The organism is Bradyrhizobium sp. LCT2 (genome assembly GCF_009931255.1).
Taxonomy (GTDB): Bacteria; Pseudomonadota; Alphaproteobacteria; order Rhizobiales; family Xanthobacteraceae; genus Bradyrhizobium; species Bradyrhizobium diazoefficiens.
Map to the genome: position 1 here is coordinate 3,558,073 of NZ_CP034432.1, position 12,567 is coordinate 3,570,639.

Sequence of the window (12,567 nt, forward strand, 5' to 3'; positions counted from 1 at the left end):
GACGCAGCTTGCTGCGCTGCGTGAAAGGGATCAGCGCGGCAGGCGCTTCAGCTCGGCGCGCGCCTGCGCGGCCAGCGGGTCGTCGCCGTGGCGTGCGATGAACAGCTCGAACGCCTCCCGCGTTCCCGTCCGACGGGCGGCTTCGTATTCCTCGGCGACCGCCACCGAGGGGTCGCGGGCGGGCGGAACCGTGGGCGCGCGTATCGCCTTGCCGTTGTCGTCCGCATTGGCTTTCCCGGCCATGACAGGCAGTCCTCCGAAGGGGCGATGATCCGGCCCGGCGAGCGCCACCAGGGCGCCGAACAGACCGGCCGAGAGGGCACGTAGTTTCATGATTTCCCTTGCAGATCACGCGTGCAGCCGGAACCTCAGTTCTTGTCCCAGCCCGTATGATTACGGGGTATGATGGCTAACACGGCCTTATGGACGAGGTCCCGGGCTTGGTCGCCCAATTTAAACCAAACGTTTAACTCTCAAGCTAGAATCATCTGTCCGCGCCCCGAATCGCGCGGGGCTAGCTGCTTCGGAGATTCCCTTGGCCACCGCCGTCACGGTCAGTAGGACCAACAACGCAGATATCGACGGCATGCTGTCGGGCGTCAAATGGTCCGGCACGATCACCTACAGCTTTCCGGACTCGCCCAGCGACTACGCCAATCCGTACACCGGCGGCAGCAGTGAGCCGACCACGTCGGGCTTTGCCTCGGCACCCACGCAGATGCAGGCGGCGATCAACTACGCGATCGGACTGATCCTCGGCTACACCAACGCCAGTATCCAGTACGCAGGGACGAACGGCGCCGACATCATGGTCGCGCAGTCGCCGTCGGCCAATCCGACCTCCTACGCTTATTACCCCGGCAACTACGCCTCCGGCGGTGATGTCTGGTTCGGGACTCAGTACAATTACTCGCTCGCCGCGCTCGGCAATTACTATTTCACGACCGCGCTGCACGAGCTCGGCCACGCCCTCGGCCTCAAGCACAGCCAGGAAACGGGTGGCGTCGCCAACGTCGCTGTGCCGAGCGCGCATGACGACAGCGAATACACCGTCATGAGCTATCGCAGCTATGTCGGCGGGCCCCTGACCGGCTACACCAACGAAGCCTATGGATATCCGCAGACCTATATGGCCAACGATATCCTCGCGCTCCAGACGATGTATGGCGCGAACTACACGACCCAGAGCGGGACCACCGTCTATACCTGGAGCACGGCCACCGGCCAGGAATTCATCAACGGCGTCGGCCAGCCGGCCGACAATGGCGGCGCCGGCGGCTCGGCCAACCGCATCTTCGAGACGATCTGGGATGGTGGCGGCGTCGATACCTACGATCTGTCGAATTACACGACGAACCTGAGCATCAACCTCAATCCAGGCGCCTCGTCCGTGTTCTCGTCGGTTCAACTGGCCTATCTCGGAAACGGCCACTACGCGTCGGGCAATGTCTACAACGCCTATCTCTACAACAACGATGCGCGCTCCTACATCGACAACGCCATCGGTGGCTCCGGCAACGACACCATCGTCGGCAACGCCATCGCGAACACGCTGAACGGCGGCTCCGGCAACGACACGATTACCGGCGGTGGCGGCAACGACACCATCCTCGGCGGCGCCGGCACCGACACGGCGGTGTATTCGGGCAGCCGTTCGAGCTATTCGGTCTCATACAATTCGGCGACCCAGACATTCACTGTGACCGATCTGCGTGGCAGCTTGTTTGACGGCACCGATACGATCACGGGAGTCGAGTATTTCCAGTTTGCCGACCAGACGGTCGCGAGCGCGACGCTTACGGGTCCGCTCACCCTCGAATCCGTCGGCGTAACCGCTCTCGTCCTCGACGGCAGCTACTACGACCTCAACCCGACCGCGGGGGGCGCCGGTCCCACCCTGAAAAATGGCGGCGCGGCTGTGATCGCCGGTAACTACGGCGCCTGGTCGCCTGTTGCCGCCGAGCAGGTGTCGGGTGGCGGCTACGACGTTGCCTGGAAGAATGCATCCACCGGCTATTTTTCGGTCTGGAGTACCGACAGCAACGGCAACTTCGTGTCGACGCTGACGCCGGAAGTACCTGGATCGGACTCCCGCCTGATTGCGCTGGAGACGTCGTTCCATCAGGACCTGAACGGCGACGGCAGTATCGGTGCTTCGACCGTCACCATCGAGGCCCAGGGGACGACCAGCCTGGTCGTGAGCGCAGGCAACTACTATCTCAATCCCACCGCAGGCGGCACTGGTCCCATCCTGAAGAACGGCGGAGCCGCGGTGATTGCAGGCAACTATGGCGCCTGGTCGCCGGTGGCCGCCGAGCAGGTCTCGGGCGGCGGCTATGACGTCGCCTGGAAGAATTCATCGACCGGCTATTTCTCGGTCTGGAGCACGGACAGCAACGGCAATTTCACGTCCACGCTGACGCCGGAAGTGTCGGGAAGCAATGCCGCTCTGGTGTCGCTGGAGACGGATTTCCACCAGGATCTCAATGGCGACGGCAAGATCGGCTCGTCGAGCGCTTCGAGCAGCACCACGATCGAACAAGCAGGTTCGACCAGCTTGGTTCAAACCGATAGCAACTACTACCTGAATAGCATTTCCACCGGCACGGGCCCCGTATTGAAAAATGGCGGCGCGGCGGTGATTGCAGGCAACTATGGCGCGTGGTCGCCGGTGGCCGCCGAGCAGGTCTCGGGCGGCGGCTATGACGTCGCCTGGAAGAATTCATCCACCGGCTATTTCTCAATCTGGAGCACGGACAGCAATGGCAACTTCGTGTCGACGCTTACGCCCGAAGTGCCTGGATCGGACTCCCGCCTGAAAGCGCTCGAACCGGTCTTCCATCAGGATCTCAATGGTGACGGCGCCGTGGGCGCGGCGCCATCGGCCAACGCAGGGCTAGGTGCCGCCGGCGATAACTTCGTGTTCAGTCTCCCCGCGGGCGGAGCCTCATTGTCCACCCCGTCCGAGCCACCGGACCCAATGCCCCCGCCAGCCTATGCGCTGACCACGTCAGAGCAGCCGACATCGGCTCAACTGGCGGGGCACCACGACATCCTCGTGACCGAAAGCCTGTTTGACTTTCTTCACAGCGCGCACGGTGCCGGTTTCATGCTCGGCTGACACTGCGGGCCTCTGGCGTCGAATCGACGCAGCGCGTCGCGATCACTTCTGTCACAGCTTGCGTGTAACCTCATCAATTGCCGGACATGCAAGGTGCTTGTGCGGCCCACTAGCCTCTATTGTCGCCGACGACGTCTGAGGACTATGTTGGGGACGTCGAGGGCCAGTTCAGGGCATAAAAAAAGTACGTCAAATTGAACCTTGCCTGATCCAGTGCGACCACTAGAAAGCCAGCAGATGATCGCGCAGCAGTTGCGCGAGGTAATGATGCCAAGAACCCTGCGTCCGTTTTCCAGATAGCGTTGTGTACCCAATAATTTGAGCACGAAGGTCCTATTTGCGAAGCGCCGAAGGCGGCGGGGGAAGTTTCAGCGAAATGTGGAAAGTGATGTCGTCGGGCCGCGCGACTACGGCGGCAAAGACTTGTGCATGGCAACAAGCTGGAATCTCAGCTTAATCTCAGGAGGAAGAAATGCGTCGAATTGCACTCTTGGCCCTGGTTGCAGGATTGTTTCTACCAGTGATCGCATCGCAACCGGCTCACGCCCAGGCCACCAGAACCTGGGTGTCCGGCGTAGGCGATGATGCCAACCCGTGCAGTCGCACTGCGCCTTGCAAGACCTTCCCCGGTGCGATCTCGAAGACGGCCGCGGGCGGCGAGATCAACTGTCTCGACTCGGGCGGCTTCGGCACCGTGACCATCACCAAGGCGATCACGATCTACTGCGAGGGCGTCGTGGGTGGCGTGCTGGCGGCCGGCGTCAACGGCATCATCGTCAACGCGGCCGCGACCGATCACGTCGTGCTGCGGGGTCTCGACATCGATGGTGCGGGTACCGGCATCAAGGGCGTCACCATCCTCCAGGCGGCTTCCGTGGTCATCGAGCACTGCTTCATCCGGAATTTCAATTCTGCGGGTGGAATCGGCGTCTCTGCGGCCCCGACCAACTTCAACTCGATGCTCATGATCCGCGATAGCGTGATCTCGCATAACGGCACCGCAGCCGATGGCGCCGGCGTCCAGATCACCACGAATGGCGGCAGCGCGCGGGCGACCATCACCAATACGGCCATCCACAAGAACTTCGTCGGTCTGAACGTGCTGGGAACGTCCAATGTTCAGGTCAACAACAGCAACATCTCGGAGAACCTGAGCACGGGCTTCGCCCTGGGTGGCGCCGCTTCGGCGCGGATCGGCCGGTCGATGATCGTCAACAATCTCGGATCGGCGACCACGGGCAGCGTGCTGTCGTATCTGGACAACCAGATCAACGGCAATGCCCCGGACACGACGCCGGCAACGGCCGGTGGGTATCACTAGCTCCTGTACTTCCCGAGAATCGTCTGACATGACAAAAGCTTCAAATTCGTCAGTTCAATTTTGGAGATTCAAAAAAATGCGTCGCATTGCTCTATGGACTCTCTTGGCGGGGCTGCTCTTGCCGTTCGCCGTGTCGCAGCCGGCTCATGCCCAGGCGACCAGAACCTGGGTGTCCGGCGTCGGCGATGACGTCAACCCGTGCAGCCGCACCGCGCCGTGCAAGACGTTTGCCGGCGCGATCTCGAAGACGGCGGCGGGCGGCGAGATCAACTGCCTCGACTCGGCGGGCTTCGGCACCGTGACCATCACCAAAGCGATATCGATCTATTGCGAGGGTGTGGTCGGTGGCGTGCTGGCGTCCGGAACCACCGGCATCAATGTCAATGCGGCGGCGACGGATCACGTCGTGCTGCGCGGCCTCGACATCGATGGTGCTGGGACCGGTCTTAACGGCATTCGCATCTTTCAGGCGGCTTCGGTGGTGATCGAGCACTGCTTTATCAGGAACTTCAATGCGGCAGCCGGCAACGGAATCACCACCGCTCCGTCCAACTTCAACTCCATGCTCCTGATCCGCGACAGCGTCATCTCGCACAATGGCACTGCGGCCGATGGCACCGGAATCAACATCAACACGAACGGCGGCAGCACGCGGGTGACCATCAACAACACCGCGATCCACAAGAATTTCGTCGGCCTGAACGTGCAGGGAACGTCCAACGTGCAGGTCAACAACAGCAACATCTCGGAGAACCTGAGCACGGGCTTCGCCCTGGGCGGTGCCGCCTCGGCGCGCATCGGCCGGTCGATGATCGTCAACAATCTGGGATCGGCGACCACCGGCAGCGTGCTGTCGTATCTGGACAACCAGATCAACGGCAACGCCCCGGACACGACTCCGGCGACAGCAGGCGGATATCACTAGCCTCATGCAATTGATCAGCTCCGGGCGCCAAGCGCCCGGAGCTTTTTTGCGCCCGGCTCCCACTATGGATTTCGCCACGTCCGCAGACTAGTCTGGCTGCGCAGCAGGGAGAGCGGGCGGGATGGAGACCCTCGACAACCACGATCAGGGGTTTTGCCGGCAGGTGCCGCGGCAAGCGGTATGCGGTTTTTCGCGACGGACGGGATGGGGGGGCGCCGCCATCTTCGTGATGCTCATGACCCTCGCGCTCGCTGCGCCGGCCCAGGCCCAATCCCTCCGCCAGGGCGTCTCCGCCTACCAACGCCAGGACTATGTGGCGGCCTCCCGCATCTTCATTCCGCTCGCCGAGCGCGGCAACGCGGCGGCGCAGACCTATCTCGGCCTCCTGTTCGAAACCGGCCGCGGCCTGCCGCAGAACTACACGGAAGCCGCAATGTGGTACCGCCGCGCGGCGGAGCAGGGCGACAGCCGCGCCCAATATTCGCTGGGCCTGCTCTATGACCGCGGCCAGGGCGTGCCGCAGGACATCGTCGAGGCCTCCAAATGGCTCAACCTGTCGACGGCCGCGGCGCCGCCGCGGGCGCGCGAGGCGCGGGTCCGGATCCGCGACGCCGTCACCACCAAGATGACGCGCGGAGAGATCGCCCAGGCCCGCCTGCGGGCGCTGGAATGGGCGCCGAGCCGCGAGCACTGACCGCCGCACCGGCTCGCCTGGGACAGTGAGGTGTGCAGGAGGTGGGGGCGCTGTGAGCACCTATCGCCATCATGACATCGTGCCGGTGTCTTGCCCGACGTGTCAAATCGCTTCGAAAAATCCGCAGACCTGCGCGCCGGTCGGCAAGTCGTTGATAAAGCTGTCCCCGCCTACTGTGCATGGGGTTGTTTTCGCGTTTTTTGTGTAAGCGGCCCCTCGGGAATGACGATGATCCCGTTCGTCGCGCCTTAGCCCGGCCAGCCGCCGAGCCAGTTCGCATACCAGGTCTCGCCAAGCCAGCCGATCCAGATCGCCGGTGCCAGGAACAGTCCGAATGGCAGGAAGGCGGTCGCGCGCAGCGGTCTTCCTTGGAGCGCAGCATTGGCGGCGTAGGCGCCGATCGCGAGCAGCGCCGCGAGCTCGATCACCGCGGCCACGGTCGCAAGATCGAGCCAGGCGCCGCAGACCGCGGCAAGCTTGACGTCGCCGAGCCCGAGCCCGTCGCGCCCGCGCCAACGCCGGTAGAGCACCATCAGCAGCAGCAGCGGCAGCGCCACGGCCGCCGCGCGGGCCAGCGGCCCGATCAGCGCCTCGAGGCCGATATCCGGCACGAAGGCGGCGGCGCGGAGCAGGGCGAGCGCGAAAGCTGTCCCCGTCAGCTCGTTCGGAATGAGATAGTGGCGGGCATCGTGCGTCGCGATCGCGAGCATCAGGGCGGCCAGGAACGCGCCGTACAGGCCTTCGGCGCCCGGCGCGGTGACGAGGCTTGCGAACACGCCCAGCAGCAGGGCGATGCCGAGCGCGAGCGGAGCGCCCGTCCCGTCATTCGCCGCTTGATCCGTCACGCCGTCAGCGCGCCGCCTTGGGCGGGCTCACGGTGACCACGGGATTGCTGGTGCCGACCAGGCGGCCGTTCATCTTGGTGCGCATCTCCTCGGCGATGACATGCGCATCGACGCCGTCCTTGATCACGGTCGGACGGATGAACAGGATCAGCTCGGTGCGCGCGCGCGCGGTGGTCTGGTGCGAGAAGGCGTCGCCCATGCCGGGAATGGAATCCAGGATCGGCAGGCCCTGGCGCTGCCTGTTCTCGGTCTCGCTGATCAGGCCGGCGAGCAGCACGGTCTGCCCGCTCGTCACCGCGATCGAGCTCTTGACCCGGCGCTGCGAGATCGTCGGCGTCAACGAGTTGGCACTGCCTGCGGCCACGCTCGAGATCTCCTGCTCGATGTCGAGTACGACGTTGCCATTGGCGTTGGCGCGCGGCAGCACCCGCAGGATGATGCCGGTGTTCTTGTAGTCGATGGTGTTGACCACGGTGTTGTTGGCGGTCAGCACCGTCGCGGTGCCCGTCGAGAACGGCACCTGGTCGCCGACCTGCAAGGTCGCGGCCTGGTTGTCGAGCACCACCAGCGACGGGTTCGACAGCACCTTGACGTTGGTGATGCCGTGCAGCGCATCGAGCACGACGCGCGGCGAGTTCTCGGCGCCGATCAGGAAGTTGAAGCCGGGCAGCGCGCGGCCGAGCAGGGCGCCGGCGGCGGCATTGACCGCGTTGCTCGCCGGCTCGGTGTTGCTGCCGATCGTGGCGCTGTTGCTGACGCCCGAAATGGTGTTGGAGATCGAGCCTTTCTGGCTCGCCAGGAAGAACTGCACGCCATAGTTCAACTGGTCGTTCAGCGTCACCTCGGCGATCGTCGCCTCGATCGCGATCTGACGCTGCGGCCGGTCGATCTGCCGGATGGTCTGCTCGACGATGCGCTGTGACTCCTGGTTGGCGTAGACGAGCACGGCGTTGTTGGTGACGTCGGCGGTGATCCGCACGTTCTGGAGGATGCCGTTGAGGCCCGCCTTCGCCCCGCCGCCCGAGTTTCCGCCGGGGGTGTTGTCCTGCCCCGGAGTTGCGGACATCGACGGCGCGGGGCGGGCGCTGAGCGATGATCCCGCAGGTGCGGTGACCGGCGTTGCGGCGCCCGCGCCGGCGGTCGGCAGCGCGCTCAGCGCCGCCACCGGATTGCCCGACGACGACGTCGAGATCCCCGCGCCGGGCGAGATCTGGCTCGAGGCGTTGTCGAGCGACGAGCTGCTTGTCCCGCTCTGGCTCAGCAGCATCTCGTTCAGCAGCGCCACGATCAGCTTGGAATTGCCGTAGCGCAGCGGATAGGACTTCAGGTTCACCCCTTCGGTGTCGGAGCGATCGAGCCGCGCGATCCACGTCTGCGCGCGCTTGAGGTATTCCGGCTTCTGGCTCACCACGAGGATCGAATTGAGCCGCGAGATCGGCTGGAACTTGATCACGTTCTGGCTGATGCCGCCGTCGCCGGAATCCATGATCTTCTCGATCTCGCTGATGACGGGCTCGGGCGAGGAGTTGCGGACCGGGAAGATGCCGACGGACTGACCGCGCATCCAGTCCGCGTCGAAGGAGAGAATGGTGTCGACCGCGGTCGCACGGTCGCTGCCGCTGCCGCTGACGATCAGCGTGTTGCGGGCGCTGTCGGGACGCATGGTCGAGGCCTTCACACCGAACGCGTCGAGCAGCTTGAAGATGTTCTGGGCCGAGACATAGCGCAGCGGCACCACCGTGATGCCCTGGCCGGCCGCGGCGTTCAACGAACGGTCGATCCCGCCGGGACCGGCTTCCGGCGCCGGCAGCAGGCGGTAGCCGGTGCGGTCGCGGACTAGCGCGACACCGGACATGCGTAGCGCGTTCTCCAGCACGTAGAGCGCGTCCGCCTTGGGCACGGGCCGCACCGAGGCCAGCGTCACCGTTCCCTGCACGCGCGGGTCGATCGTGTAGCCGACGTTGAGTACGTCACCTAGGATGACCTTTGCGACGGTCGCGACCGGGGCGTTCTCGAAATTGAGGTCATAGCCGCTGCCGCCACCATCGTCGCGCTCGGCAAGCGCGCCGCCCTGCGGCGTTGCACCATCGCTGAGATAGATCGCAGGTTTGGACGATTTCGCCTGGGCAAGGCCGCCCGCGCCCGCATCCGCAGGTTGCCGCGGCTGGAGATCGAGGGAGCGGATCTTGTCGGCGATGTCCTGCGCGCGCGGATCCTTTGGATCGGCCTCGATCGACTGGTCGGCGGTGACGATGCAGGCGCCGAGCAGGAAGGAGGCCGATAGTAGGATGAGCGTTCCGGGCAACGCTGAGCGGAGGCGCAAGAGCGGCTGGACCACCTCAAACAAAATACGCCTGCCAACGCTGGAAGTGATTGAAAATTGCATCCGATCCCCCTCGGTTCGGACGCGCAATAGTTTGCGCCACGATTATGTTTTTGCTAAGAAATAAGTCAAGGGCAAAGGGCCTTCCTTAACCGCCGAAGTTGTTGCATTCAGGTAACAAGGTCAACGCTGTGAATGCGATGCGCGACCGTTCCGCAGATAGCTTCCGGCAGCACCTCCTGGAAAAATACTCATTGCCGCTGCGGGCGCACGCCCATGTGGACAAGTCAGCTAATCCCGCGCTGACGCGCCCCTTGCGCGAATTGTGGGAGGCCACCGATCTCTCCGCGGCCGAATTCGCAGATGAAGTCTCCGACTATTTTGCCCTGCCGCGGCTGACCCTGCCGCAACTGCTCGCGGGCACGCCGCGTCTCGACGGCTTTTCGCGCCGTTTCCTGCGTGAATCCACCATCTTTCCTTTCAGCGCGACGAATGGCGGTACGGCGACTGACGTCTTTCAGCTGGCTGTCGCCGATCCCTCCGACACCGCGGCCATTCGCGCCGCCGAAATCGTGTTCGGAGCGCCGGTCGATGTCGTCGTGGCGTCATATGAGGACATTACGACGGTCCTCGATCAACGGGCCGATGCCGATGACGCACATGCCGATCGAACCGGCAGGAGCGTCGCGCAGCAGTCCGACGACGACATCGAGAGCCTGCGCGATCTCGCCAGCGGTGCGCCGGTGGTGCGCGCGCTCAACGATCTGTTGGAGCGCGCGGTGGACTTGCGCGCCAGCGACATTCACGTCGAGCCGTTCCGTAGCGGCCTCGTCGTGCGCATGCGCGTCGACGGCCTGTTGCGCGCGCTGCCGTCGCCGCACGGCATCCCGCCGCAGGCGCTGATCTCGCGCATCAAGATTCTCGCCAGCCTCAACATCGCCGAGCGGCGGCTTCCGCAGGACGGCGCGGCACGCGTGCGCGTCGGGCGCAGCGAGCTCGACGTCCGCGTCGCGACCATGCCGACGCAGCACGGCGAGAGCGCCGTCATCCGCCTGTTGCCGCGCGACCGCGGCCTGCTGGAGATGAGCAAGCTCGGGCTCGGCGCGCGCGACGAGAGCGCGATGACGCGCCTGCTGGCGATGCCGCACGGCATGATCGTCGTCACCGGACCGACCGGCAGCGGCAAGACCACGACGCTTGCGACCATGCTGTCGATCCTGAACGAGCCGACGCGGAAGATCCTCACCATCGAGGATCCCGTCGAATACGAGATTCCCGGCATCAACCAGTCCCAGGTCAAGCCGTCGATCGGGCTGACCTTCGCCTCGGCCATGCGCGCTTTCGTGCGCCAGGACCCCGACGTGATCATGGTCGGCGAGGTCCGCGACGCCGAGACCGCGCATATCGCGATCCATGCCGCGCTCACCGGCCATCTCGTGCTGACGACGCTGCACACCGAGACGGCGGCGGCCGCCGTGCCGCGCCTGATCGATCTCGGCATCGAGGGCTTCCTGCTCAAGTCCACGCTGCGCGCGGTGGTGGCGCAGCGGCTGGTGCGCATGCTCTGCGACCGCTGCAAGGTGCCGCACAGCTTGAGCGAGGCCGATCTCGCCAAGGACCCGCGCTTTGCGGTGATCGGCTTCAAGGCCGGCGAGGTCGTGCACGAGGCCGGCGGCTGCGAGCGCTGCGGCGGCACGGGTTTCCGCGGCCGCAACGGCGTGTTCGAGATCCTCGAAATGTCCGACGAGGTGCGCGCGCTGGTCGGGCCGCAGACCGATTCCCACTCGATCGACGCCGCCGCGATGCGCGGCGGCATGACGACGATGCTGGAGGATGCGGTTGCCAAATGCCGGGCCGGGCTCACCACCGTGCCCGAGGTCTTCCGCGTCACGACGTTGCGCTAGAACATGATGCGATCAGGTTCAAATGCCGCGGCGAGGGAGGTGTGCTCCCTCCCCCGCTTGCGGGGGAGGGTTGGGGAGAGGGGGTCTCAACAACGAAGGCTTTCCCAGAGGAGAGAACCCTCACCCGGCGCTTCGCGCCGACCTCTCCCGCAAGCGGGAGAGGTGCACCGACCTTGCGGCCAATCCATTCGACCCAAGCTCATTCGGCTTTAGAACCCATGCCCAACTATCGCTACCGCGCCCTCAACGCCAACGGCGAACTGGTCTCCGGCGCCATCGCCGCGCCTGCGCCGGGCGACGTCGCACAGCGGATCGAGCGGCTCGGCCTCGTGCTGGTCGACAACGTCACGCCGGAGGAGGGCGGCGCGAGCGGCAGCATGGTCAGCCTGTTCAACAGGCCGAAGCCGGAAGACGTCACCATCCTCACGCGCGATCTCGCGCTGCTGCTCCGCGCCGGTGCCCGCATCAATGACGGGTTGGAGCTGCTCGCGGCCGATCCCGATCTCGGCCGGCTGCGCCCCGTCGTGGCCGACATCCGCTCGCGCGTCGTCTCGGGCGAGAGCTTTGCCGAAGCGCTGGCGCGGCACGAGGGACTGTTTCCGCCGATGTACATCGCGCTGGTGCGGGTCGGCGAGGCCTCGGGATCGCTGGATCAGGTGCTGGAGGTGCTGGCCGGCGAGCGCACGCGCAGCGAGGCGTTGCGGCGGAGGCTGTCGGATGCGATCCGCTATCCGCTGTTCGTGCTCGGCGCGGCGGGCTGCGTGCTGCTGTTCTTCCTGACTTTCGTGCTGCCGCAGTTCGCCAGCGTGTTGCAGGATTTCGGTGCCAAGGTCGATCCGATCGTCGGCGTCTTCCTCAACATCTCGACTTTCCTGCGCGGCAATTCCGACGCGGTGCTGGCCGGCCTTGCGGCCGCCATCGCCGCGACATGGCTTCTGCTGCGGCAGAAGCGCATCCGCCGCGCCATCGCCAATGCGATCACGCGGCTGCCGGCGATCCGCAACATCATGAGCGCGTACCGCACCGCGCTGTTCTGCCGCAATCTCGGCCTGCTGCTCGGCAGCGGCGTCAATCTCACCACCACGCTGCGCATCCTGATCGACATGATGGCGACGACGGGGCCGTCCGCGGTCTGGAGCGACGCGGCCGATCGTGTCCGCCATGGCTCGAAGCTCTCCGACGCGCTGGCTGAGACGGAAGCGCTGCCGGCGATGGCGGTGCGCATGCTCCGGCTCGGCGACGAGACCGGGCAATTGCCGATGCTGTCCGGACGCGTCGCCGAATTCTACGAAGCCAAATTGCAGCGCACGCTGGACCGCGCCGTCGGCATTGCGGGACCGGCGGCGATCATCGCGATCTCGCTGGTCGTCGGCGGCCTGATCACCTCGGTGATGACGGCGCTGATGTCGGTGAGCCAGATTGTTGGTTAGGGCA

9 protein-coding genes are annotated in these 12,567 nt (G+C 65.1%); 6 read left to right on the forward strand and 3 right to left on the reverse strand.

Annotated elements, in window-relative coordinates; translation table 11 throughout:
* Nucleotides 1-30: 30 nt before the first annotated feature.
* Entirely contained in the window at nucleotides 31-333 is a 303-nt protein-coding gene (locus EI171_RS17215) for a hypothetical protein (RefSeq protein WP_011088769.1), read from the reverse strand.
* A 202-nt stretch (nucleotides 334-535) separates the two neighbouring features.
* Between EI171_RS17215 and EI171_RS17220 the strand changes: the two genes are divergently transcribed.
* The 4 genes from EI171_RS17220 to EI171_RS17235 all read left to right on the forward strand — a co-directional run bounded on the left by EI171_RS17220 (nucleotide 536) and on the right by EI171_RS17235 (nucleotide 6,061).
* Nucleotides 536-3,121, forward strand: coding sequence for a M10 family metallopeptidase C-terminal domain-containing protein (locus EI171_RS17220; protein WP_161534157.1), 2,586 nt, complete (start codon nucleotides 536-538; stop codon nucleotides 3,119-3,121).
* Between the two features lie 472 nt (nucleotides 3,122-3,593).
* A complete protein-coding gene (locus tag EI171_RS17225) occupies nucleotides 3,594-4,442 on the forward strand; it encodes a right-handed parallel beta-helix repeat-containing protein (protein ID WP_011088767.1) in 849 nt (282 codons plus the stop codon).
* On the forward strand, nucleotides 4,429-5,367 hold the full coding sequence (locus EI171_RS17230; RefSeq protein WP_236842102.1) for a right-handed parallel beta-helix repeat-containing protein: 939 nt from the start codon (nucleotides 4,429-4,431) through the stop codon (nucleotides 5,365-5,367). Before EI171_RS17225 ends, EI171_RS17230 begins: the two co-directional genes overlap by 14 nt.
* A 235-nt stretch (nucleotides 5,368-5,602) precedes the next feature.
* Nucleotides 5,603-6,061, forward strand: coding sequence for a tetratricopeptide repeat protein (locus EI171_RS17235; RefSeq protein WP_246740566.1), 459 nt, complete (start codon nucleotides 5,603-5,605; stop codon nucleotides 6,059-6,061).
* A gap of 248 nt (nucleotides 6,062-6,309) precedes the next feature.
* Here the strand turns inward: EI171_RS17235 and EI171_RS17240 are convergent, their stop codons facing one another.
* The gene (locus tag EI171_RS17240) at nucleotides 6,310-6,906 is read right to left on the reverse strand and encodes an A24 family peptidase (RefSeq protein WP_161534163.1); all 597 of its coding nucleotides are present in this window, start codon (nucleotides 6,904-6,906) and stop codon (nucleotides 6,310-6,312) included.
* Between the two features lie 4 nt (nucleotides 6,907-6,910).
* Nucleotides 6,911-9,292 (reverse strand): type II secretion system secretin GspD, encoded by a 2,382-nt coding sequence (gene gspD / locus EI171_RS17245; RefSeq protein WP_161534173.1) that lies wholly within the window; start codon nucleotides 9,290-9,292, stop codon nucleotides 6,911-6,913.
* Between the two features lie 137 nt (nucleotides 9,293-9,429).
* Here gspD and EI171_RS17250 point away from each other — a divergent pair, with 137 nt between their 5' ends.
* Nucleotides 9,430-11,133: a GspE/PulE family protein gene (locus EI171_RS17250; RefSeq protein ID WP_371740515.1), complete on the forward strand. Its 1,704-nt coding sequence runs from the start codon at nucleotides 9,430-9,432 to the stop codon at nucleotides 11,131-11,133.
* 218 nt (nucleotides 11,134-11,351) lie between these two features.
* Entirely contained in the window at nucleotides 11,352-12,563 is a 1,212-nt protein-coding gene (locus EI171_RS17255) for a type II secretion system F family protein (protein ID WP_161534183.1), read from the forward strand.
* Nucleotides 12,564-12,567 lie beyond the last annotated feature (4 nt).

Excerpts from the sequence above, each read along its gene's own strand:
- EI171_RS17235 (WP_246740566.1), top strand. The coding sequence starts at position 5,603 with ATGACCCTCGCGCTCGCTGCGCCGGCCCAGGCCCAATCCCTCCGCCAG.
- EI171_RS17215 (WP_011088769.1), bottom strand. The coding sequence starts at position 333 with ATGAAACTACGTGCCCTCTCGGCCGGTCTGTTCGGCGCCCTGGTGGCG.
- gspD (WP_161534173.1), bottom strand. The coding sequence starts at position 9,292 with ATGCAATTTTCAATCACTTCCAGCGTTGGCAGGCGTATTTTGTTTGAG.
- EI171_RS17255 (WP_161534183.1), top strand. The coding sequence starts at position 11,352 with ATGCCCAACTATCGCTACCGCGCCCTCAACGCCAACGGCGAACTGGTC.
- EI171_RS17225 (WP_011088767.1), top strand. The coding sequence starts at position 3,594 with ATGCGTCGAATTGCACTCTTGGCCCTGGTTGCAGGATTGTTTCTACCA.
- EI171_RS17250 (WP_371740515.1), top strand. The coding sequence starts at position 9,430 with ATGCGCGACCGTTCCGCAGATAGCTTCCGGCAGCACCTCCTGGAAAAA.